The 21,965-nt window shown below is 47.3% G+C and carries 21 protein-coding genes; 7 read left to right on the top strand and 14 right to left on the bottom strand.

Going from position 1 to position 21,965, the window contains the following annotated elements; genetic code table 11:
• Positions 1-85: 85 nt before the first annotated feature.
• Positions 86-1,087 carry a DsbA family protein gene (locus tag KK062_RS09280; protein ID WP_254084005.1) on the bottom strand — a complete coding sequence of 334 codons (1,002 nt, stop codon included), beginning with the start codon at positions 1,085-1,087 and terminating at the stop codon, positions 86-88.
• A gap of 76 nt (positions 1,088-1,163) precedes the next feature.
• On the bottom strand, positions 1,164-2,060 hold the full coding sequence (locus KK062_RS09275; RefSeq protein WP_254084004.1) for a hypothetical protein: 897 nt from the start codon (positions 2,058-2,060) through the stop codon (positions 1,164-1,166).
• A 708-nt stretch (positions 2,061-2,768) separates the two neighbouring features.
• Between KK062_RS09275 and KK062_RS09270 the strand changes: the two genes are divergently transcribed.
• Both KK062_RS09270 and KK062_RS09265 read left to right on the top strand, forming a co-directional pair.
• Entirely contained in the window at positions 2,769-3,050 is a 282-nt protein-coding gene (locus KK062_RS09270) for a hypothetical protein (RefSeq protein WP_254084003.1), read from the top strand.
• A 272-nt stretch (positions 3,051-3,322) separates the two neighbouring features.
• Positions 3,323-4,606 (top strand): M20 metallopeptidase family protein, encoded by a 1,284-nt coding sequence (locus KK062_RS09265; RefSeq protein ID WP_254084002.1) that lies wholly within the window; start codon positions 3,323-3,325, stop codon positions 4,604-4,606.
• A gap of 111 nt (positions 4,607-4,717) precedes the next feature.
• Here KK062_RS09265 and KK062_RS09260 read toward each other — a convergent pair whose 3' ends face one another.
• From KK062_RS09260 to KK062_RS09245, 4 genes are all read right to left on the bottom strand, one after another.
• Positions 4,718-5,323: a hypothetical protein gene (locus tag KK062_RS09260; protein ID WP_254084001.1), complete on the bottom strand. Its 606-nt coding sequence runs from the start codon at positions 5,321-5,323 to the stop codon at positions 4,718-4,720.
• A 1-nt stretch (position 5,324) separates the two neighbouring features.
• Positions 5,325-5,831 (bottom strand): RNA polymerase sigma factor, encoded by a 507-nt coding sequence (locus tag KK062_RS09255; protein ID WP_254084000.1) that lies wholly within the window; start codon positions 5,829-5,831, stop codon positions 5,325-5,327.
• Between the two features lie 246 nt (positions 5,832-6,077).
• Positions 6,078-6,656, bottom strand: a complete 579-nt coding sequence (locus KK062_RS09250; protein ID WP_254083999.1) for a hypothetical protein — start codon at positions 6,654-6,656, stop codon at positions 6,078-6,080.
• Positions 6,657-6,777: 121 nt separating this feature from the next.
• Complete coding sequence (locus KK062_RS09245) at positions 6,778-7,398, bottom strand: hypothetical protein (protein ID WP_254083998.1); 621 nt, start codon at positions 7,396-7,398, stop codon at positions 6,778-6,780.
• Positions 7,399-7,748: 350 nt separating this feature from the next.
• On the opposite strand from KK062_RS09245, the gene nhaA reads away from it, so the two are divergent.
• A complete protein-coding gene (gene nhaA, locus KK062_RS09240) occupies positions 7,749-9,074 on the top strand; it encodes a Na+/H+ antiporter NhaA (RefSeq protein WP_254083997.1) in 1,326 nt (441 codons plus the stop codon).
• Positions 9,075-9,122: 48 nt separating this feature from the next.
• Here the strand turns inward: nhaA and KK062_RS09235 are convergent, their stop codons facing one another.
• Complete coding sequence (locus KK062_RS09235; RefSeq protein WP_254083996.1) at positions 9,123-9,662, bottom strand: EF-hand domain-containing protein; 540 nt, start codon at positions 9,660-9,662, stop codon at positions 9,123-9,125.
• A gap of 134 nt (positions 9,663-9,796) precedes the next feature.
• On the opposite strand from KK062_RS09235, the gene KK062_RS09230 reads away from it, so the two are divergent.
• On the top strand, positions 9,797-11,065 hold the full coding sequence (locus tag KK062_RS09230) for a DUF389 domain-containing protein (protein WP_438835852.1): 1,269 nt from the start codon (positions 9,797-9,799) through the stop codon (positions 11,063-11,065).
• 9 nt (positions 11,066-11,074) lie between these two features.
• On the opposite strand, the gene KK062_RS09225 is transcribed toward KK062_RS09230, so the two are convergent.
• The gene (locus KK062_RS09225) at positions 11,075-11,623 is read right to left on the bottom strand and encodes a universal stress protein (protein ID WP_254083994.1); all 549 of its coding nucleotides are present in this window, start codon (positions 11,621-11,623) and stop codon (positions 11,075-11,077) included.
• Entirely contained in the window at positions 11,620-12,045 is a 426-nt protein-coding gene (locus KK062_RS09220) for a response regulator (protein ID WP_254083993.1), read from the bottom strand. The genes KK062_RS09225 and KK062_RS09220 overlap by 4 nt, the downstream gene beginning before the upstream one ends.
• 252 nt (positions 12,046-12,297) lie before the next feature.
• On the opposite strand from KK062_RS09220, the gene KK062_RS09215 reads away from it, so the two are divergent.
• Genes KK062_RS09215 through KK062_RS09205 form a run of 3 tightly spaced genes read left to right on the top strand, consistent with a single transcriptional unit; the run spans position 12,298 to position 18,067 of the window.
• A complete protein-coding gene (locus KK062_RS09215; protein ID WP_254083992.1) occupies positions 12,298-13,434 on the top strand; it encodes an efflux RND transporter periplasmic adaptor subunit in 1,137 nt (378 codons plus the stop codon).
• Positions 13,435-13,466: 32 nt separating this feature from the next.
• A complete protein-coding gene (locus KK062_RS09210; protein WP_254083991.1) occupies positions 13,467-16,622 on the top strand; it encodes an efflux RND transporter permease subunit in 3,156 nt (1,051 codons plus the stop codon).
• On the top strand, positions 16,619-18,067 hold the full coding sequence (locus tag KK062_RS09205) for an efflux transporter outer membrane subunit (RefSeq protein ID WP_254083990.1): 1,449 nt from the start codon (positions 16,619-16,621) through the stop codon (positions 18,065-18,067). The genes KK062_RS09210 and KK062_RS09205 overlap by 4 nt, the downstream gene beginning before the upstream one ends.
• Positions 18,068-18,131: 64 nt before the next feature.
• Here KK062_RS09205 and KK062_RS09200 read toward each other — a convergent pair whose 3' ends face one another.
• From KK062_RS09200 to KK062_RS09180, 5 genes are all read right to left on the bottom strand, one after another.
• Positions 18,132-18,542: a PleD family two-component system response regulator gene (locus KK062_RS09200; protein WP_254083989.1), complete on the bottom strand. Its 411-nt coding sequence runs from the start codon at positions 18,540-18,542 to the stop codon at positions 18,132-18,134.
• A gap of 206 nt (positions 18,543-18,748) precedes the next feature.
• Complete coding sequence (locus KK062_RS09195; protein WP_254083988.1) at positions 18,749-20,122, bottom strand: ATP-binding protein; 1,374 nt, start codon at positions 20,120-20,122, stop codon at positions 18,749-18,751.
• On the bottom strand, positions 20,119-20,802 hold the full coding sequence (locus KK062_RS09190) for a response regulator transcription factor (protein ID WP_254083987.1): 684 nt from the start codon (positions 20,800-20,802) through the stop codon (positions 20,119-20,121). Before KK062_RS09190 ends, KK062_RS09195 begins: the two co-directional genes overlap by 4 nt.
• A gap of 68 nt (positions 20,803-20,870) precedes the next feature.
• Complete coding sequence (locus tag KK062_RS09185) at positions 20,871-21,284, bottom strand: response regulator (protein ID WP_254083986.1); 414 nt, start codon at positions 21,282-21,284, stop codon at positions 20,871-20,873.
• Between the two features lie 37 nt (positions 21,285-21,321).
• Entirely contained in the window at positions 21,322-21,900 is a 579-nt protein-coding gene (locus KK062_RS09180) for a CHASE3 domain-containing protein (protein ID WP_254083985.1), read from the bottom strand.
• Between the last annotated feature and the right edge of the window lie 65 nt (positions 21,901-21,965).

The following is a 21,965-nucleotide window of genomic DNA, read 5'->3' as shown; positions in this document are numbered from 1 at the left end:
TTGGATCAGGTGGGCAAGGAATCTGACTCCAATATAAAGAATATTGTGTTACCGCAAAAGAATCCTATTTTGCCAGCATAACGTTTTATTGAAACCGTGAAGCGGCATCGATGTATTCGCAAATCTTTTCTAATGAATAATCGCCGTAATATATTCGGCCATCAATAATTAATGTGGGCGTAAGGGATATTCCAAGTTTTTGAAGGACATCGTTTTGCCGAGCATCCATTCCACTATACGCTAAACACTGTTTAGCTTGCGCTTCAGTAAGACTAAGCCTGGAAGACGCCTTAATAAAATCAAGCGAATCAAATGGCAATCTTTCGAAAATATAATCATGCACTTCCCAAAATCTTCCATAAACATCAGCACATGCCGAGACCCTCTCCGGGAGACTTCCTTGCGTTACACTGCTGGTATGGACGAAGTCAAATCTTGACGCATACCTCATTCGTAGGTCCTTGAAGATAGGGGAGAAATTTTGACAATTGGGACAATCGTAATCTGAAATAAGCCAGATTTTGGGCTTATCGCCATTCATACTTGAGACAGGAAATCCATGAAGTCCGGCAACATCCTTTCGAGGCGGAAGCGGAGGTATTAGCGTAATTTTTGCATCATATTTGGTCATTAATTCCGCTATATAATCCTGTAGTATCTTCTTATAGTAAATATCACGTAGTAACCGTTTCCCTTGCGGGCTCCTTACGTCAAAATAGTTGAAGGGACGTTCAGGGTCGATAATTCCTTTTTCAAGATGATGCTCCGATATGAAAGCGAGCGTGTCTTTTTTTTTGGCGCGAATCTTTAACTCTCGCTCCAGGAGCGCATCCGTGGTGATTGACTCCTTTTCAGCCTCTCGAAGTATAAGACTATGAGCCAGATATTCTTCAGTAGCGATCTTTCGCTTATAATATATGCCATATAAGCTCTCATAAAGTTGGTTCTGAATTATGGCATCCACCTTATCCACGGTAATGCGCTCGCTACCGATAGACGCAATAGTATCTTGGTGTATGGCAGTATCTTTTGTACACGACAACAAAAATGCCAAAAAGCAAATTGAGCAGATAACAGTGTTATTCATAATGTACTACATTAAAAGAAGGCGACTGCCTGTCTGGGCAGTCTGCCTTATTACTAGATATTATAATAGCCTAATACTACTCTCTGGCGCGAGTGATAAAAATACGCGTATTTCCACCTCCATAAAGGAAATTATCAATGTGATCCGTATTAACCCCCCGATAGCTCAACCCATTAGCATTGCGCCTATCTTCATCATCGATGAGAAGATTGCCATAATAACCACCAGAGCCCAGCAGGCCATATCCAAACGAAAAATCTGGGTAGGGTGCGCAACAGCCTCCGGAGCCATAGCTGGTTAAACTGGCAAAGCGCAGCGTAGTATTTCCATCCATATAGTTCGGACCTATATCACCCGAATATGTATTACTATTAGACGAATCTTCGTTGTCAAAAAATCTTACGATCTCTCCCATGCCAGTAAAGAGTGTACCGAGCTTTAAGACAGCGCTGGGCTTGTATGTACCTGCAGGATTGTTGAAAAATCGACCGTCGACACGACAGAACACCATGGTAACATCTGTATTGTGTGTAGTCCAGCTTCCTCGGTAATCATCTGAAGTGACAGTGCTATTATCGTCCCAACCGGTAATCCCCCCACTATCCTCACAATCCATATTAAAAACAATTTTTTCAGACCATGAAGGACACTGGTTCGCATTAGGTATAACACCTACATCATAGCCATCGAAAAGAGTACTGGCAATTTGATATTTATCCCGTTTGTCACCACGATCTGCAGAAATTCTGTTATTTAATTTACTATAGAATTTCTCCAGCTCGTCCTTGCCCATGAGTGTTTCAATTTTGGGGCCGTTGGTTGGTTTCTTTTCCACATCCCCTTGAGAATACCTTGTTTCAATTTTTCCCACTTCTGCCGTAAGAGCAGAAGTTCCGGTTGTGTTCATGGAGTCTTCAGCGCATGCACAGAACATAAGACTCGATACAAAGACTATGACGTGATTCTTTTTCATAAATAATTAATTTAACGATTATAAAAGGTAAACGAATAACTCGCAGATAATGAAGAAGATTGAATCTAAAGCTAGCATTGATGCCAAGAAAAATTCATCAAGTGTCTGTTCATATAACGCAATATACTATGTATGTATACATTTGTAAGATCAACGATGTTGTTATGGATATCTCAATTACCTATATCTACAACCTCGAATTAAAGATATAGTAATAAAACTAACATACAAATGAGATATGAAGAATTTTAGATGACTTTTTTGTCCGTCCGCCGATCTGTACAATTAATAGACCGTAAAGTTCATTTGTTTCCTGTATTTTCAACGAAACCAAAGCAGCGTTTGCTGCCCGGGGAACAGAAGCATTGATGATTGTGAGTGATCCGGCCTGATACATCTATATTTGGCATTGCGCCATCTTTCTTTTTTTCACCTTTAGTCGTCGCTTCAATACCGGACAGCGCTGATGTGCAATTTTTATTTCGTTCAAAACGATATTTATTCACGGGGATCTCAATAGTGCTGGTTTACACATTCCCAATCCAACAAAGAGCGGTAATGACTATCGGTCGCTGGATAGGACTCTTATTTCTGGATGCGGCTACCGCCTTTGCTGCTGGCCATCGACCTTGTTTTGGATGCCGGAGAGAAGATACAAAAATATTTAAGTCCTGTTGGATATAGGGAAATCCCCTATAGAATATCAGCATGTCGGCGTCAATAAAAGAAATTGACGCGATCATCCACCGGGAGAGGATCACTCAGGAGGCGAAAAAGGTCATGCATCAACGCCTGCCTTCTGCCATCCCGGAAGGAACATTTACATTAATGAATGAAGATCCTTATCTTTTCAGCACCCTTGGTTACGAAAATAGTATCGCCGTGCCTGAAGCTTCCCTGTTGACAATACTGACGCCGGATTCAATCGTAAATGCTTTTCGCGCAGGCTATGCGCCAAAAATAAGGGACGCTGAGGTTGGAGATTCCTGACAGGGCCCTGTTAATCGCAGATTGGCGGCATCGTAAAGTGCCTGAGTGAGTATTTCTCCTTTTTTTAATTTTCCTGCAACATTCCGTTACCAACCCTTGTCTAACCTGACTATGATAGACAAACTACATGGATCTCCCGATCATTCAAAGACAGGTAAGCCGTCATTTGATATGAATTTAACGTCTATCGAGCCGACGAGGTCCAAACGTCGGTCCTTGCAAAGCGTCTAACATTATCTGGCATTCGGACAAAATTTAATATAAAAAATAAAATGAAGATAATACTTCTGTTATCAGTACTACTATCGGTCTTTACCGGATGTCAGCAAAAGAGAAAAGAAGGGTTATCGCACAAATCGGTTAAAATAGAAACTGATAATGTTTATGACAAGCTTGTAAAAATCAGACGAGATTTTCATGCAAACCCCGAACTCGCTGGAAATGAAAAGCGTACCCAAAATATTATAAAACAATATTTATTGGATTTGGGAATTGAGGTTGAAACGGATATTTACGGATATAGTGTTGTAGGTATTCTAAAAGGGAAGGGGTCAGAAAAGGCGATCGCCTGGCGAGTTGACATGGATGCTTTACCAAGTGATTTTCCGGACCAGGTCGAGTTTAAGTCTACCATAAAGGGAATCCTGCATGGTTGTGGCCATGACGTACACTTGGCCATTGGACTGGGAATAGCGGAAGTCCTTGCAAGGAACAAAGAATCAATAGAGGGAACAATCTATTTTATATTTCAGCCGGAAGAAGAAACGTTTGTTGGTGCAAAAAACATGATCAGCCACGGTTTATTTTCTCGGATACATCCCGACGAGATTTACGGTTTACATGTGACAGCGTTACCGATAGGACAAATTATGGTGAAGCCAAAAGAAATGTTCGCTTACCAAAAACGAATACGCGTTATGTTGAAAAATGAACTATCAGAAAAAGAAGCCAGAGAACTGGCTGGAAAAATCCATCATTCATTGTCCCGTTTGAAAATGAATAGTAAGCCCTGGGAAATACAACATATCGATGATCCGGAAATTGGATTAATGAATCCAAATACGATTTTCAAGGATTACTTGATTATAGATGGAAATTTTAGCATCTATTCAGAGAAAGACGAGCTTTTTTTGGAAGCGTATTTATACGAGATGGATCAATCGAATCTTAAAAAAATTATACCCGAAATTGAACATGTCATTGAGGAAGAAAAATATAAGGAAAAGCTGCTTTCCATTTCCTTTATACAGGAGAATCCGACCGTAATGAATGACGAGGAATTGACCGAACGGGCCATGAAGATCCTAAGCGAAATTTACGGGAATGACTTAATTGTACGTGATTATGGACAGGTTCCTTATTTTAATGATGATTTCGCCTATTTTCAACAAACAGTACCGGGCGTTTATTTCTTTTTAGGCGGTTCCGATAGCGAAAAAGGAATAGTCGCCATGAATCATGCACCTAATTTTAATGTTGATGAAGAAAGTATAAGGATAGGGGTTAGGAGTTTTTCATCCTTGATTATCGAAAGACTAAAGGAAAAACAATACTGATAGTAACGTCCATTGTGATTGGCATTATTACGGCAATCATGTCCGAAAAGGCCGACCATATCCTTGTGCACCGTCATTTCCGCCCAATGCCTCTGTTTCGGGCCGATCAACTCATTTCTCAAACTCCAGGATTGTATTCAGCTGCGCTTCGGCCTCCTTTAATTTCTGATTATACTGCCCATAAGCTATACGGCTAAAGGCGGCGATCAAAACGATTACAACAATTGATGACCCGAAAAACAGCATGGTATAGCTGGTGTTGCTATAAATGGCAACGCCCTGTGTCACCTTCAACATTAATGGCAGCAGCGTCAACAACCAGCCCGATACGATGGCGATATCATAGACAGCATTTTCTGCGGTATGAATTCTAAACGCGCAGATCAGTTTCTGTAGCGCCACAACCGATAGTTGATCATACGCCGGCCGCGTAATGGCAAGATGGGAAATGAACGACCATAGCATAGCCCCACCCGCCAGGAGTGCCGGCACACTATACGCAAGGTCATTATAGGCCCTGGCAGCTAAGACAACGGAAATAAAACAATATACCAGCGCCAGGTTTCGCCCCAGTAGCGACCGTTTTACAAGGATATCGAACTCACCCACGGTTTTGTCGAGATTCATTTTACGGATAATGTTTTCATTGACTGCGATCCGCGCTTCGAGTGCCTTACTTTCCTCCTGCCAGATTTCTTTCAGATTGTCCAGTTCCATATCACACATGATTAAATGTTGAGAATAACGATTTCAGTTTGGTTTTAATTCTATGTAGCCGGGTGCTCACATTTGTCTCCGAAATACCCATGATCTCGGCTATCTCTTTTTGGCTATTAGCTTCCAGATACAGAATGATCACTGCTTTATCAAACTCATTCAGTTTAGTAATGAAGCCATACAACAGCTCTCTTCTTTCCGTATACAGCTCCTCGGCCGGGTCGGCGGTCACTTGAAAGAGTGCCTCCTCCAGCGGGGCATCGTTTTTTCGCTTCAGGCCCTGCCGGTAGTGGCTAATGGCGACATTCAAAGCAATGCGATAGACCCAGGTAGACAGCTTATACGTGGCGTCATAATTTTTCAACGCGCGCCATAGTTGAATAACGATCTCTTGCTCCAGGTCCTTCCAGTCGTCCGGATTCTTACAGTACGAGCGAATTATTTTGGTAAGGATGCCTCTATAATCGCGGAGAATACCGATAAACCTCTCTTTTTCGGATAAGCTCACGTTGCGCGGGTTTGTTTATTCATTATTCGCAGATAACAGCACAATGTCACAAGCTTGCCAAATAAAATGCTTCTACTCTCTGCCCTTTGACTGCGCTTTTCCATGCATTTCCAGATTTCGCCATTTCTGGATTGCTTTTTCGCTTTCCCAAAAAAACAAAGAGAGTATTTCTCCGGATGATAAACGCTTTGAAATCTTTCGATAGAACTACCCGCCTGATCTTCTCCAGTTGCGGCCCGGCCTCTTCTATTTACCCAGACGAATATCGGTGAGAAAATGTTTTGCCTTTCGTTCTAAGGCGTCAAGACGTCCGCCATTGTACCCATCGGAATAAAAACGCAGAATCTGCTCATTCGGGAAAGATGTATTTTCAGGCGCCAGGTACGGTTTAACCAACGCTTCCTGGTAGCCGACAAACTCAGGATATTCCGTCAGGACGGCATTCCCCAAATAGTTGGCCGCCAATGCGGCGAATGTGCGAACGGCATTCTGCTGCATTGGTACGTCGTCGGGTATAGTGGGCAATTTTATCTTCTGTTCACCGCCGGGGCCAATGGCAAGCCATGCGGTGGAATACCCCGAATACTCGGCGGCATACAACTGCACAAAATCAACGTCTCCACTCGTCTTCCAGGAGAGTGCATCGGCATTGACGCTATACTCGAACGGGCCGTCAAGGCGTTTCATCTTGCCGGGAATATCGTCTCCTGTAGTCCTATAGATATCATACCATGTATCCGAAAAGGCTGTCAGCGTAGTCTCGAACAACATAAAGCCCGGTATCTTCGGCACAAGCCTGGTCGTGCCCTGGACGCCTTCCGACAAGGAACTATACCGAAAGCGCCCGTAATCATTCCATCCCGATATGTCGTGACTGAATATGTCTGTGTTCTTCGGTATTTCGATGGTATGGGTAATCGACTCTTGGAAATCCTCTACCGACCTGTTATATGTTTTCCCCGGGCTCAACCTCTACATAGAGATACTGAAACGGCTCTTTGCCACGTGAAAGTAAAATCGCAGTCTGATCGGTGGCGGGTTCGACGTAGTAATTCACGCCGATCTCTGTTTCGCCCTCGTGCATCGGCGATGACGACAACATTCTGGAATTGGGGCAATTCATAGTTATTGTGTTCAGGGTTTCTTCCCAAACAAGGCCTTTCACCAGCAACGAGGTGCCATCTTTCGCAGGTGGCCCCTCGGGGAAAGGAACGTTCACTACGTTCGTTTCATACTCACCAAACGGCACATGTGTATAGCTCTGAATTTCGCTGCTGGTATACTGGCCATCGTTATTGATCTGGGTACGCACGATCGTAATCGTGAGGTCGGCATCCTTAAGGTCGCCGGGCGCTTCAAAGGTATAGGCCACCCCCTTCTGAAGCTGCGCAGTGTTCAACACCGTGCCGTCCTGCGCCGAAAGAACAATCCAACCTTCTTCTTTGGAGGCTTCGATGTCCGGAACGGTAAAAGTAAGGATTCTGGTGTCGGGCACCATGTTGTCGTCGTTGCTACACGCGCAAGCCATTGCGCCCAAGGCAATCATGGCCAACCAGGTTTTTCTCATTGGTAGGAATTTTCCTGTAAGATACTATCCCTCAGGAGTCGAACCAAAAGTCGTTGAAATCAGGAGAAAATATAATCCGCCACCACGTGTGATGGCGATTGTAGCTGCTGAAAATCTTCGCCAGTATTAAACAATACTTGCTTCTCTTCATCTTATTCGCCTTTCCTACATAGTGGTGCTATCTGTTTTATCTTTTTCTCTGTCGCCTATCTTCTTCAATTAATGGGCATTCTTGCATAGCCGAAATCTTTGAGTGATGGAAGCAGAACAGAGCAAAAAAATTTAACGTGAAATTAACGCCGCTCCGCCGGAGGTCGATATCTTTATCAGCATAACGTCAAACACGCGCGATGGCAAAAACACCGATCGACAAGCTACTGCAGCCAGTCCACAAATTCATCCACCAGGAATTCACAGGTGGTATTGTCCTTTTTGCCAGTGTTTTGATAGCCATTTTATGGGCGAATTCGCCGTATGCAGGGTCCTACCACGCCGTATGGGACGCAAACCTCAACATTAGCCTTGCCGGCACCGGGCTGGATGCACCCTTGCATATCTGGATCAACGACGGCCTGATGGCCCTGTTCTTTTTTGTAATTGGCCTGGAGTTGAAGCGCGAGTTTATGGCAGGGGAGCTGTCGTCGGTAAAAAAGGCCACGCTCCCCATGGTAGCCGCGCTCGGTGGCATGATCGTGCCCGCGCTGATCTATGCAGCATTTAATGTGGGACATGCCTCAGCAAGCGGGTGGGGAATTCCAATGGCAACCGACATTGCCTTTGCCTTAGCGTTGCTCTCCCTGGCGGGCAAGCACATTCCGTCGTCCATAAAAGTTTTTCTCTCCGCATTAGCGGTGGCCGACGATCTTGGGGCGGTTATGGTCATCGCCTTCTTTTATACGGTGCAGATTTCCTTTCTTCCCTTGCTTCTGGCACTCGCGTTATTACTCGTATTAGGTCTGGGGAACTACCTGGGTGTTCGATCGGTAATTTTCTACCTGGTTATTGGCATCATTGTTTGGGCGTGCTTTCTTATGTCAGGCGTACATGCTACCATAGCAGGCGTATTGGTTGCGCTCACCATCCCCGCCAGACCGAAAATTGACGAAGAAGAATATGTGACTAGCCTACGCGAAAATGCCACCACGTTCGAAGGCGCGATCCGGCAAGACGGAGCATTAATCACCTTCGAGCAATACCACATCCTGGAGCGGGTCAAGCAACTCAGCCTCGATGCCGAGACGCCGCTCCAAAAGATTGAAAATGCGCTTCACCCCTGGGTAGCTTTTATCATCATGCCGCTGTTTGCCCTGGCAAATGCGGGCGTTCATCTCGACGCTGGCTTCTTCAACGCCATGGGCACAACCGTCAGCCTGGGCGTCGTCTGTGGCCTTGTGGTGGGTAAGGGTGTCGGCGTTTTCGGCTTCACCTGGATGATGGTGCGTTTCCGGTTGGCGGGATTGCCGGCCGGCGCACAGTGGGCTCATATTTTTGGGGTATCGCTTTTGGCTGGCGTTGGCTTTACCATGTCCTTGTTCATTACAGAACTTGCTTTTAGCAACGCGGAACTTATTGCCCAATCAAAATACGGTATTTTAGTAGCGTCATTAATTTCCGGTATTCTGGGCTTATTTGTTTTAAAAACATTTGTACGAACGCAAACGTCTAAAGGATGGTAATGTGGGAACGCGTTGGAACGTTCCCACATAGTAAACCGGTGTTGAACATTAGCGACTTTCTTTCCATGCATCCAGTTCCCTTTCCGTTACCCTACCATCACTGTTGGCATCACTGACATAGAACATCCCCCCGGCCATCTCCCGCTTAGAGATCAGTTCGTCGCCGTCTGTATCCCAGGTCAACGCGAAACCAGATGCTATGACGTGCTTGTCAAATTCTGCATGGCTCACACTATTGTTGTGGTCATCATCCCATCCGTCAAACCGATCATGAAAGAGACCAAAATAAAATAGATTGATTTGAGAAGTAAATTCCTCGTTGCTGAGCTTGCCGTCATTATTCCCGTCAAGTGACATGAAAACCCCTCGTCCCATTTCATCGTATGTGATCGAACTCTTATCTCTACTCCATTTCTCGAAATAATTTAAGGCCGTGTAGCCTTGCACGAATTCATTTCGCTCGACAGCACTATTGCTACTGGCATCCCAATCTGCGAAGGCTGTGTAACTTTTCGGGGCGGCGCAAGACGTAACCACTAGCATCGCAACCGCTGAAGAGAATCTCGGAATTGTTGTTTTCGTTTTCATAACTTTTTCGACTTTGGTATGTTAACGTATTATTTCACCGGCCAGCAATGACAAGTGCTGACCAAACTCACGTACTGCCTATGATTGTAAAAAAGCTTTCGACTTTCCTACGCATACAAAGCGATCTCGATAATATGGATGCCATCCATGCAGCCATCACAAACGCTATAATCTTTAAGGGTACCAATTTGTGGATATTGGTCTTTGCGATTGTGATTGCGTCCGTCGGCCTGAACATGAACTCAACCGCTGTTATCATCGGCGCGATGCTCATTTCTCCGCTTATGGGCCCCATCAACGGCATGGGCTACAGCATTGCCACCTACGATTTTCCGCTTTTCAGGCGGGCGCTTAGAAATTTTGCTTTCGCGGTATCAGCCAGTCTAGCCGCTTCGACGGCATACTTTGCTATCACGCCTTTGTCGATTGCTCATTCCGAACTTCTCGCACGGACAAGCCCATCGATCTATGACGTAATCATCGCCTTATTCGGAGGTCTCGCCGGCATTGTTGCCATCAGCAGTAAGCACAAAGGCAATGTCATTCCCGGCGTGGCTATTGCCACCGCGCTCATGCCGCCGTTATGCACTGCGGGGTACGGGCTGGCCACCTTTCAATTCGCCTATTTCTTTGGCGCATTTTATCTTTTTACGATTAATACTGTCTTCATTGCCATCTCCTCCGTGCTCTTCTCCCAATTTCTTGACTTCCCAATTCGCACCGTCGTCGAAGAAGAGAAGAAGCGGAAGGTGCACCGATGGACCACCGCCGTGATTGCTATTACCGTTATTCCGAGTCTTTATTTTGGTTACTTGCTCGTTCAAAAAGAACGATTCACAGTAAACGCCAACAAGCTCATCGCATCCATCAGTGCATTGGATGGTAATTACCTACTCAGATACGATGTTAATCCGGGTAGTAATAGCATCAAGCTTATTTACGGTGGCGTTAGTCTCCGGCAGTCGACGAAAGACACCATCCAGCGTCGAGCCGACCGTTATGATCTTACGCACGCCCAACTCGAAATTGAGCAGGGCTTTTCGACCAGCGAAATCAGTCACGACATCACCGAGGTCGATCAAAGTCTTCGTGCCGAGATAGGTCGACTGGCACTGGCGTTGCAAAGAAGCCGTGACGAGCGCATAAACGCCGAGATCGGCAATATTCAGACCCGCCAGGTGCTGCTTGAGCTAAAAGCATTGTATCCCCAGGTCGTCTCGCTCGCTTACGCTAATCCTATTCAATATACTGGCCAGGCACCTTCCGATTCCTCACGCATTTCCGTTGTGGTGATGTCCACCCGGCGCCCACACCTGCGGAGCGCAGAAAAACAACGGATAGAATCATGGATTCGACAAAGGATATCAGCTCAGCACATAAAAACATTCTACGAACAAGAGTAACGTACGGCTCTACTCCAGCCGCACGCCCCTTGTCGCTCTTATACGATGGCTGGCTTCGCCCTCGTATAGTTTGATCTTTGTGTTGATCACGCTTGCCGCGTCTGACAACGTACTGACTTCTTTTGTATCGTCGAGTGCCAATACGGGGCAAGCCGTCCTGGCGGCAACGCGACGTGCAATGGCCTTGCGTGAGGAATCCCCCGCGTGCCTTTCTTCAATGCCAGTAATTACTATGTCGGCATTTTCGGCCTTGACGACCTTCAGTATTTCGTCAGCAGAGTTCCCGCATACAACCTGAGCGTCAACGGCAATTCCATACTGCTGCGATAAGATTTTTGCTCGCTTTCTTAAATTCTCGTCTGCTATACTAGCCAGCTCCGGCAGAAGAGTCGGCGTCAGTCTATTTTCAGGAATCAAATATGGAGATGTTTCCAGCACGTACAGCAGCGTTATGCGAGAATCGTTTTGAGCGCACAGTGTGCCGGCTGCATGTTGTGTCCGGGTTGCATAGGCCGAAAAATCTGTTGCCACTAAAACATTTTTTATTTCGTTCTTCATACTACCTGCATAATAGGTTTATCAATAACGCGCGTCATCGCCAGAATAGCGACTAGAAGCTTCATGCCTTCGCGTTTGTTGAGGGGTTTCTGAAAAGCAAAATCCGCCCCCTCTTTTTTATAAGCTTCCACCACGGCGGAAGGCATCGTGGTAGAGAAAATTCCGATGCAGCAGGAATCCCATTCCGGCAGCTGACGAAAGCACTGTAAGAACTTCAATACCGGCATCCTGGCCGTATCGGCATCGATCAATATGTATTGAGGCGGTTGCTTCATGTCGTGCAAGATTACTTTCACCGCCTCATCCGCATAGACAAAGCTTATGCATTGAGCATCCGGAGAGATGCTATAGATGATACCTTCCAGCAATGTCAGATCAGTAACGCTACCGTCAATAATGATAATCTTTTTATTTGCTGACATGCTGGTACTTTTTAGATATAAACTCAAAGAACAGTCCAAACGATCCCGGTTGAGCGGTGAAAGAGGTTAAATCGAAATTAAATCGAGATTAAAGGCTATACAGAACGATACAATCGGGGGATATTAAAGCCGTATTAAAACAAGATTAAAGCCACTGTAAAAATTCTTTAAATCTTGCTTTTGCAGTGGCCTGATGACCTCGGCGGTAAGATTTTTGTACCTCTTGACCACGAACGACTAAATCTGTAGCGTATGAAGATGTACATGCCCTTCCTATTAATAGTATCCACAACACTGTTGCTGACGGGCTGTAGCCAGGGCAATGCGACGACGTCCGGGGAAAAAAAGCTTCCCGAGCTGGAGGTCCTTACTTTAAAGGCACAAAACGTGACGATACCACGCGACTACATCTGTGAAATAAATGGCGTGGAGTACGTAGAAATCCACGCCCGTGTACAGGGGTATCTCGAAGATATTTTGGTTGACGAGGGTCAGTTTGTAAAAAAGAATCAGCCGCTGTTCCGTATCAGCTCGCATGCCTATTCCGAAATGGTCACAAAAGCAGAAGCTGCCCTGCAACGTGCCATCGCAGAAGCAAAAACAAAACGTCTCGAAGTTGACCGCATTCGCCTGATGGTAGACAAAAATGTCATTTCAAAGATGGAGCTTGAGGTGGCCACCGCGCAGAAAGAGGCATCCGAATCGACTGTCAGAGAAGCCCGGTCAGTTCTGGAAAATGCACACATCAATCTGAACTATACTTTTATCCGTGCCCCGTTCGATGGAATTCTGGGCCGTATTCCCTTTAAGAAGGGAAGCCTGATCAACTCGGGAACGCTTCTCACATCGCTATCAAATATCCAGGAAGTATTCGCGTATTTCCAAATGTCGGAGCCCGAATATCTGCGGCTGCTTGGAAAGGAGATTAAGGGGCGTCAGTTCAAAGAAGAGCATCAAACCGTTTCGTTAGTGCTTGCCGATGGATCGACCTATCCCTTTGAAGGGAAGATCGAAGCACTTGCTGGCGATTTTGACCAGGAGACCGGCTCGATCGCTGTGCGGGCGCGGTTTCCCAATCCAGACAAGACGTTAAAGCATGGTTCGACCGGCAAGGTATTGCTGCATAAGACCTGGCAGAATGCAGTATTGGTGCCCCAGGAATCGACCTTTGCCATTCAGGATAAGAGCTATGTATATGTACTCGATGAGCACAACGTGGCCCGCGTTAGGAATTTCAGCGCACTGGCACGGTATGACAAGTACTTTGTGGTTAACGGACTTCGCCAGGGCGACCGTATTATTACCGAGGGACTTCAACAGCTGCGTGATGGCGTTCCGATAAAACCACGGCATCTTTCCGTCGACAGTGCGCGGTTAATGCAGTCCTGATAATTTATCTGTCCACAACATTCTGAATAACTATGCTGGAAGTATTTATACGCCGGCCCGTACTTGCTACGGCCGTATCGATCCTTATTACCTTTGTTGGTGTGCTGGCGTTCGTCAAGCTGCCAATCACGCAATTCCCTGCCATTGAACCTCCATCCGTCACAGTCACGGCCAACTACACCGGTGCGAATGCCGAAGTGTGTGCCAAAACTGTAGCAACTCCTTTAGAACGTGCCATTAATGGAGTGCCGGGCATGACCTATATGTCGTCCGTATGCAGTAACAACGGCATAACCCTGATCCAGGTGTTCTTCGAGTCGGGCAGCGATCCGGATCTGGCGACGGTGAACGTTCAGAACCGCGTGACCAGCGTGCTCGACGAGCTACCGGAAGAAGTCATCAAGGCCGGCGTGATCACAGAAAAAGAAGTCAGCAGTATGTTGATGTATCTCAATATTACGAGCAGCGACACGACACAAGACGAGAAGTTCGTCTACAACTTCACGGACATCAACATCTTGCAGGAGCTGAAACGCATTAACGGTGTGGGCTTTGTAGAGATCATGGGTGCACGCGACTACGCCATGCGCATCTGGCTGAAGCCCGACCGAATGGCAGTCTATAACATATCTGCCCAGGACATTATAGATGCCGTGCAAAATCAAAACATTGAAGCGGCGCCAGGCGCCACCGGCATCAGCTCTGATAAGGAACCGCAGATATTGCAATACGTGCTGCGCTACACCGGAAAATTTACGGCCGAAGAAGAATATGGAAAGATTGCCATCAAATCGGGCGCCGATGGGGCGATCGTTCGTATCCGGGATGTGGCCGACATAGAGTTCGGTTCATTGGACTATGATATGATTTCGACCACCGACGGACGTCCCTCCGCGTCGATCATGATCAAACAGCGTCCTGGATCAAATGCACGCGAGGTAATTCAGAATATCAAAGCGCGCATGGATGAGCTTAAGGCGACATCATTCCCGCCGGGTATGGAATATAACATCTCCTATGACGTATCGCGATTCCTGGATACATCCATCGAAGAGGTTGTCCGCACGCTGATTGAAGCGTTTATCCTGGTGTCGATCGTCGTGTTTATCTTCTTACAGGATTTCCGTTCGACGTTGATCCCGGCCATTGCCGTGCCCGTGTCGCTGATCGGTACTTTCTTCTTCATGGATATGTTTGGTTTTTCCATTAACCTGCTGACCCTGTTCGCGCTGGTGCTTGCGATTGGCATCGTGGTGGACAACGCCATCGTCGTCGTGGAAGCCGTGCACGTCAAGATGCATGAAGAAAATCTTTCGGCTACTGACGCCGCCCTCGCCGCGATGAAAGAGATCGCCGGCGCCATCGTTGCCATTACGCTGGTAATGTCGGCGGTATTTGTGCCGGTAGGTTTTATGACCGGCCCGGTCGGGGTTTTTTACCGCCAGTTCTCGTTAACCCTTGCCATCGCCATTGTCATCTCCGGCGTCAACGCGTTGACCCTTTCGCCGGCGCTGTGCGCACTCATGTTACGTCCTCAGCATACAACCCCCAAAAAAAGCAACTGGCTCCATCGTTTTTTCGCAGCATTTAATAACCGCTATAGCGCCCTGGAACATGGCTATGGAAAACTGCTGACGCGCGTTGCGGGAAGACGCATGCTAATCACCCTGCTGCTGGGCGGTTTCATCGTCAGTACATTTTTCCTGAATCGCCTGCTGCCGTCATCCTTTATTCCCACCGAAGACCAGGGTATGATCTACGCCAACGTAACCCTGCCAGCGGGTGCTACCGTAGAACGCACACAGGAAATACTGGAAGATCTTCAGCGTCTCGCGCAACCTGAAAAAGCGGTAGAATCTGTTTCAACGCTCGCTGGGTACAGCCTTATGACCGAATCAGCCGGGGCCTCGTATGGCATGGTGATGATCAACCTTCGGCCGTGGCATAGCCGCAGTCAATCTGTCGACGACCTGATCGATGTTCTTCAGCACAAGGCATCTGGTATCGCCGGTGCCGACATCCAATTTTTCCCACCACCTGCCGTGCCGGGTTTCGGAAATGCCAGCGGGTTTGAGCTCAGGCTACAAGACCGCACAGGCGGTCCATTGCTCGGAACAGCCGAGGTAACGGAGACGTTTATCAAAGCCCTGAACGAGCGTCCCGAGATACAAAATGCCTTTACCAGCTTCGATCCAAATTTTCCGCAGTATCTATTGCGGATGGATTACGATAAAGCCACAAAACTCGGGATCTCCGTAAAAAATGCGATGGAGTCGCTACAGACACTGGTCGGTAGCTTTTATGCTTCGAACTTTATTCGCTTCGGCCAGATGTATAAGGTCATGGTGCAAACCGCGCCAGGATTTCGAAGTGATCCGCGCGATATATTGAAGCTATACGTCAAAAACGATTATGGCGAGATGGTAGCGCTCTCCAGCTTTATGACGCTGGAGCCGACCAATGGACCCGAGCAGCTGACGCGGTATAACATGTTTACCTCATCGATGATTAACGGAGAGCCCGCACCAGGCTACAGCAGTGGCGACGCTATCGCTGCCGTCGAAGAAACTGCGTTAGGGATGTTACCGCGGGGCTACACGTTCGATTGGTCTGGTGTCTCGCGCGAGGAGATTAAGTCCGGCAACCAAACACTGATCATCTTCATGGTCTGCCTGTTCTTTGTGTACATCCTGCTATCGGCGCAATATGAGAGTTATTTATTGCCACTTTCGATCATCTTGTCACTACCCGCCGGCATTGTAGGCTCATACCTGTTTCTCCTCATGGCAGGCCTTGAGAACAACATCTACGCTCAGGTAGCGCTGGTGATGCTCATTGGCCTGCTGGGTAAGAATGCCATCCTGATCGTAGAGTTTGCCATTCAACGCAGGAATGAAGGGTACTCCGTGCTCGACGCCGCAGTGGCCGGAGCCGCCGCACGCCTTCGGCCGATCCTGATGACCTCGCTGGCATTCGTGGCGGGTCTCATTCCGTTGTGTATCGCCAGCGGCGCCGGTGCCATCGGCAACCGTTCCATCGGTATGGCCGCTGCCGGCGGCATGCTCGTCGGCACATTGTTCGGCGTCTTCCTCGTGCCGGGCCTGTATTTCATCTTTGAATCTTTTTCCACATCCCTGAGAAGCCGGCGCACAACGCATGCTCTCAGCCATGAGAACTCCACCGCATGAAAATCAAATCTTGTTATAGCTACATTGTCCCGGCTCTTTTATTGTTTGCGGTTTCTTCGTGCAAAGTCTCCAACCGCGTCCTTAAGCCGGCCAATCCGCTGCCGTCGTCTTTTGATTTTGCCCCGACGACAGATTCGCTTACCATCGCCGCCCAGCCGTGGCAGGTCTTCTATGGCGACACTTGTCTGACGGCGCTTATCGGCGCCGCCCTGCAGAACAATCCCGACGTACAAATTGCCATGGAAAATATCCGTATAGCACAGAGTATGTATGCCGTTACACGCAGTGCACTCTTCCCCCGTATGGATGGGGCCGTCAACGCGCGGGTAGACCGATTCGGTGAATATACCATGAACGGTGTGGGCAACGACGATACGAACCGCTCTGAAACACTGCCAGAAGACAAAAAGCTTCCAGACCCTTATCCTGAATTTTTTGCCGGTGTGAACTTTAGCTGGGAAGCGAATCTATGGGGCAAGCTTTCCAATAGACGAAAAGCATCGCTGGCGCGTTTCATGGCTTCAAAGGAAGCAGGACACGGTGCAGTAACAATGCTCATCAGTAACGTAGCCCAGTACTACTACGCACTCCTTGGTCTCGATCAGGAGAAAAAGGTACTGGAACAAAATCTTCAGTTGCAGGAAATGGCCTTTGACCTGGTAAAGATTCAAAAACTAGGAGGTAAGGTTACACAGCTCGGTGTCGACCAGTTTGAGTCACAGTTACTAAACACCCGGTCACGTCTGCTGCGGGTAGACCAGCAGATTCTGGTTACAGAATCGGTTCTTAACCGTCTGGCCGGCCAGTATCCGAAACGTTTGCCACGTTGGACGATCAATCAATACGATTCTGTGCTCCATGTATCTGTAGGCTCTCCAGATCAGTTGATTGATCGCCGTCCCGATTTACGCCAGGCAGCGCTCGAACTCCACGCGGCGGGTGCCGATGTGGCGGTAGCGCGTGCCGCGTTTTACCCAGGACTATCAATCTCCGCTGCAGCGGGATTCTCCGCCTTCACCGTATCGAAATGGTTTCTTGCTCCCGGTTCAGCCATCTATAGCCTGGGCGGAGGATTAACCGCGCCTGTTTTTCAACGCGGCAGGATCAAGGCACTGTTCGCGGCAGCGAATGCCCGACAACGCATAGCCCTGGCCGACTATCAGAAATCTCTTCTCACTGCCTACCAGGAAGTTTACGCCGTGGCTCACAATCACTATAACCTCGACCAACAGATCGGGCTCAAGGAACAGGAAGTTGCCGTACAGCGACGAGCATCCGTCAACTCAAATGATCTGTTCAGCGTGGGATACGCGACATACCTGGAAGTCATTACTTCCCAGCGTAGATTGTTGGATGTTGAGCTCGAGCTGACCAACCTGAAAAAAGAAGCGCTTCAAAATCGTGCAATCCTTTACCGTGCGGTCGGAGGAGGCTGGTCCGAATAATAAAAGACCTGGCACAAACCAGGTCTCTACGAAAAACCAACTATTAGCCAAGGGAGAGTAAGTATTAATTAAGGCACATTTTGTAGCCATCCTGAAAACAAAGACTCAGGACATTGTGAACACTCCAGTAACTGTAAGGTCTAAAGAAAATAGCAAATGCTCCCATCTCCTTGAGCATCCTGATTTTTTCAGGAACGGGCTCCGGGGAATGAATGATGACCGGAACATTTCGCAATAACGAGACTCTTTTTGACTCGCGCAGAAATTCTACTCCGTTGATTCCAATCATGTCGAGCTCCACAAAAATATAATCCGGCGTGATAGAATCTTGCTCAAGAAAATCCAACGCATCCATGGCATTGTCTGCCAACATGAAATGGGCATTGGGTGCCAGGTCGCTAAGCACGTCAATAAACACTTCGTGATCGCGCGGATCCCCACTTATCAATAAACACGATTTTGTCAATAGATTCATATTGTAATGAATAATCCGGCATGGCATGTGCCATGCCGGAGAACTTTAAACTTTGCCAACGTTGAGAACTCTTGTGTACAAGAAACGATAATTTGATCTTCACTAAAATGATCAGCAATTAAATCGGAATTAAATCGAGATTAAAGCTTCTTTGGCATCAATTCAATGCACCAGCTGGGAAGTCGGCGATAAAAAATGTGGACATCTTAACCCGCTTGATTCGGAACGGGAAGTCGCAAAACGAACTCGGTCGATTCGGCTGTTGAGTTCACACTAATTGTTCCACCATGGATGGCAACAATACGACTAACTAAAGACAATCCGATGCCTGAACCCTTTACCTGACGATGATTCCGTCCCCGAAAAAAAGGCTCGAAGATACGTGGAAGCTGGTCGGCTGGAATACCACCTGCATTTTCAAATTTTACGACGAGTGAGCTCCCATCGGCTGATGCTAATTTTATATCAATTCGGTGATTTGGTGAATATTTGCAGCCGTTGTCTACAAGGTTCAGGATAACGACTTTCATCAACTGTTCGTCGCCTTCAATAGCAAGGGCATCGGATTGTAGTTCGAGATCGAGCTCGATATTGATGCTATAGTCCGAATAGGCTTTTAAAAGTTCTTCTTTTACATCCCACAACAGGTCGTCGATACGTAACACCGAGAAGTTCATTTCCGGCTGCTCTACGCTGGTCTGCGCCAAAATCAACAGGCGTGTGGAAATGTCGTTCAGGCCGCGCAGTCCCGCGCGAATGGACCGCAATACTTCTATATAATAGGTCGGGTCGCGTTGTTGAAGTAACGAAACTTCAATCTCTGCTGACATGGCCGTTATAGGTGTTTTGATTTCGTGAGACGCATTAGCAATAAAGTTCTTTTGTGATGTAAAAGCACTTTGAAGTCTTCCGAGCATGCGGTTAAACGTCTGTGACAATTTGCTCAATTCGTCCCGTTTATTACCTTCATCCAAACGTTGATTTAGATTTACCTCGGTAATATGGCTTACTTGATTCACAATACGCGAGATGGGACGGAGCACCCGACCTGCATAGAGCCAACCAAGAATTGAAACCAGGATGACACTGATGCAAAACGTACCGGTGAGGACATTCCGCAAATTTTGCAACGCATCCCGTCCATAGATATCAGTTGCAATAGCAACGATAGTATAGGCTTTACCCACATTGTCAAAAATAAACGCACATCCTTCAGTATTATTTTTCTGAAAGCTCACCTCCATCTTTGCTTTCGCCTGCTCGAGAATATCCGCTTCGATCTCGACGGGAGGAACTCCGCCAGATCTGTATACCTCTTCACCGTGGTCATCATAAATGATAATGTATTGATTGGGCAGGCTCGCGGGGTTGTTTTGTTCCATCCTTCGGAGCAGCGTCGCATCGACCTCTTTAACCTCTGTTAAAATCTTCGCGGTATTCACGGCCCGATTGCGTAACCGGCGATAAAAGTCTTCCTCCCGGTAATTATCAGAAAGCACATATACCGAAAGGCAAATTGCCGAAAGGACGACGATAACCAACGAAAAGAATAGCAATGTGAGGCGGCTCCTGATGTTCATTCGTCTTTGCTTAAGACATACCCCATGCCAATACGCGTATGCAGAAATTTAACAGTGAACCCGCGGTCGATCTTGTTTCGTAGCATATTGATATAGACTTCAACAACGTTGGTCCCCGTTTCGAAACGGATACCCCATATTTTGTCAGCAAGCTCAGCGCGCGAAACTACTCGCTCAGGATTCCGCATGAAAAATTCAAGCAACGTAAACTCCTTTGCGGACAGCTTGATGACCTTGTCCGACCGTGTGGCGACCTTTTTTTCAAGGTCCAATCTTAAATCCTCATACCGGAGTAGGCTGCCATGGGTCACACCGGCAAAGGCTGGCCTTCTTGCCAATGCGCGTAAACGTGCCGTCAACTCCTCAAATTCAAATGGTTTCAGTAGATAGTCGTCCGCCCCAGCTTCGAAGCCAGTCACTTTGTCAGCGGTCGTACCAAGCGTTGTAAGCATCAATATAGGCGTTGCTGGCTTTTCATGTTTCAGTATTTGGCAAAGATCAAAACCATTTATGCCCGGAATGACGATGTCGAGTAAAACGACGTCGTAGTCCCGGCTCAGCGCCAGCCTTTTGCCGATGCTGCCATCATAGGCAACATCTACTTGAAAAGATTGTTCCTCCAGGCCTTGCTTTATCAGGTTTGATACCTGTACCTCGTCTTCAATAACAAGCACTTTCATGCCTGTCAATTTACCAATTCCGGCGGGAAGGCAAAGCATCTCAGAACTTTTGCCTTTGGAAATCGGTATCAGATGTTCATCAAATCAATCATTAAATTGAATGCACCGCTCGAAAAGGGATTTTCGAGGCGCAAGGGTTTAGTAATGACACCGGCAATGCCCTGTTGCACAACCGCGGCGGCCTCTTCGCGTCCGTCCGCGCCGGTAAGCACAAACGTCTTGATATTGCGCCAGAGTTTATGTTTTCGCAAATGCGCATGGAGATCAAGTCCACTCATTTTTGGCAAATCGAGATCCAGCAGGATAACATCTGGTAGCTCGTCGGCATATTCGCCGTATGACTGAAGCTTATCGAGTGCATCCTCTGCCGTGCCCGCGATCGTGAGACGATGAAGAATGCCCCTTTTTTCCAGCGTGCGTCTGATTTCCATTTGGTCTAACACATCGTCTTCAACTACCATGATATGAATAACGCGTTGCATGGATGTCATTGGTTCCAGTGTTTGAAAAAAAAATATGTCAGTTTGCCGGCCCGGACAAGTAAGCCTCACGGGTGTGGAGGAGAAGATCAGAAAACTTTCTTTGAAGACTTAATCCTACATCCACTTCCAACTTTCTTACTTGCTTTTGCCTGCACAACTCTTGAAAGTAGCGCTCGCCCTGCTCATCGACAATCGCCTCCCTGACCTTAAGCAGCGGCGATGCCACTTCGTCGATCCAATATTGCTGTAATTCCCGTATGTCGTCCAGCAATATCTTTTGCTCGGACCCATCCGGCACCACTGTTCCTAATTCATGAAGTACCATGTTGTTATCAGCAACCGCTTCCTCGTAGATATGGCGTGAGGTGACATTGCCAGTCGAGAGGTAATTGCGAAGCCCCCCAGCCATTCTTCTGAAATTCCGTTGAAATCGATCACTACCATTCGCAATTTTAGCCGATCGTGACAATTGCGCTACGTTCTCTGAAATCTGGCGCGTTTGAATATGGCGTACGTATAGCACGCCAGCGGTAAATACCGACGCGATACAGATGCCGATCAGAAAAGATCGAAAGCATCTCGTGTAATTTGCGTGTCGCTTTGCCAGATACGCCATGGGTCAAAACTACCGTCATTTACAGGTAGAATAAACCCTTCGCGATCACTTTAATGTCGATTTAA

Source organism: Dawidia cretensis (assembly GCF_018598175.1).
GTDB lineage: Bacteria > Bacteroidota > Bacteroidia > Cytophagales > Cyclobacteriaceae > Ohtaekwangia > Ohtaekwangia cretensis.
This window is presented reverse-complemented; position numbering and strand designations above follow the sequence as displayed.

Coding starts and splice junctions, on each gene's coding strand:
- KK062_RS09280 (WP_254084005.1), bottom strand. CDS start 1,087: ATGAATAACACTGTTATCTGCTCAATTTGCTTTTTGGCATTTTTGTTG.
- KK062_RS09275 (WP_254084004.1), bottom strand. CDS start 2,060: ATGAAAAAGAATCACGTCATAGTCTTTGTATCGAGTCTTATGTTCTGT.
- KK062_RS09270 (WP_254084003.1), top strand. CDS start 2,769: ATGTCGGCGTCAATAAAAGAAATTGACGCGATCATCCACCGGGAGAGG.
- KK062_RS09265 (WP_254084002.1), top strand. CDS start 3,323: ATGAAGATAATACTTCTGTTATCAGTACTACTATCGGTCTTTACCGGA.
- KK062_RS09260 (WP_254084001.1), bottom strand. CDS start 5,323: ATGGAACTGGACAATCTGAAAGAAATCTGGCAGGAGGAAAGTAAGGCA.
- KK062_RS09245 (WP_254083998.1), bottom strand. CDS start 7,398: ATGAGAAAAACCTGGTTGGCCATGATTGCCTTGGGCGCAATGGCTTGC.
- nhaA (WP_254083997.1), top strand. CDS start 7,749: ATGGCAAAAACACCGATCGACAAGCTACTGCAGCCAGTCCACAAATTC.
- KK062_RS09235 (WP_254083996.1), bottom strand. CDS start 9,662: ATGAAAACGAAAACAACAATTCCGAGATTCTCTTCAGCGGTTGCGATG.
- KK062_RS09230 (WP_438835852.1), top strand. CDS start 9,797: ATGGATGCCATCCATGCAGCCATCACAAACGCTATAATCTTTAAGGGT.
- KK062_RS09225 (WP_254083994.1), bottom strand. CDS start 11,623: ATGAAGAACGAAATAAAAAATGTTTTAGTGGCAACAGATTTTTCGGCC.
- KK062_RS09220 (WP_254083993.1), bottom strand. CDS start 12,045: ATGTCAGCAAATAAAAAGATTATCATTATTGACGGTAGCGTTACTGAT.
- KK062_RS09215 (WP_254083992.1), top strand. CDS start 12,298: ATGAAGATGTACATGCCCTTCCTATTAATAGTATCCACAACACTGTTG.
- KK062_RS09210 (WP_254083991.1), top strand. CDS start 13,467: ATGCTGGAAGTATTTATACGCCGGCCCGTACTTGCTACGGCCGTATCG.
- KK062_RS09205 (WP_254083990.1), top strand. CDS start 16,619: ATGAAAATCAAATCTTGTTATAGCTACATTGTCCCGGCTCTTTTATTG.
- KK062_RS09200 (WP_254083989.1), bottom strand. CDS start 18,542: ATGAATCTATTGACAAAATCGTGTTTATTGATAAGTGGGGATCCGCGC.
- KK062_RS09195 (WP_254083988.1), bottom strand. CDS start 20,122: ATGAACATCAGGAGCCGCCTCACATTGCTATTCTTTTCGTTGGTTATC.
- KK062_RS09190 (WP_254083987.1), bottom strand. CDS start 20,802: ATGAAAGTGCTTGTTATTGAAGACGAGGTACAGGTATCAAACCTGATA.
- KK062_RS09185 (WP_254083986.1), bottom strand. CDS start 21,284: ATGCAACGCGTTATTCATATCATGGTAGTTGAAGACGATGTGTTAGAC.
- KK062_RS09180 (WP_254083985.1), bottom strand. CDS start 21,900: ATGGCGTATCTGGCAAAGCGACACGCAAATTACACGAGATGCTTTCGA.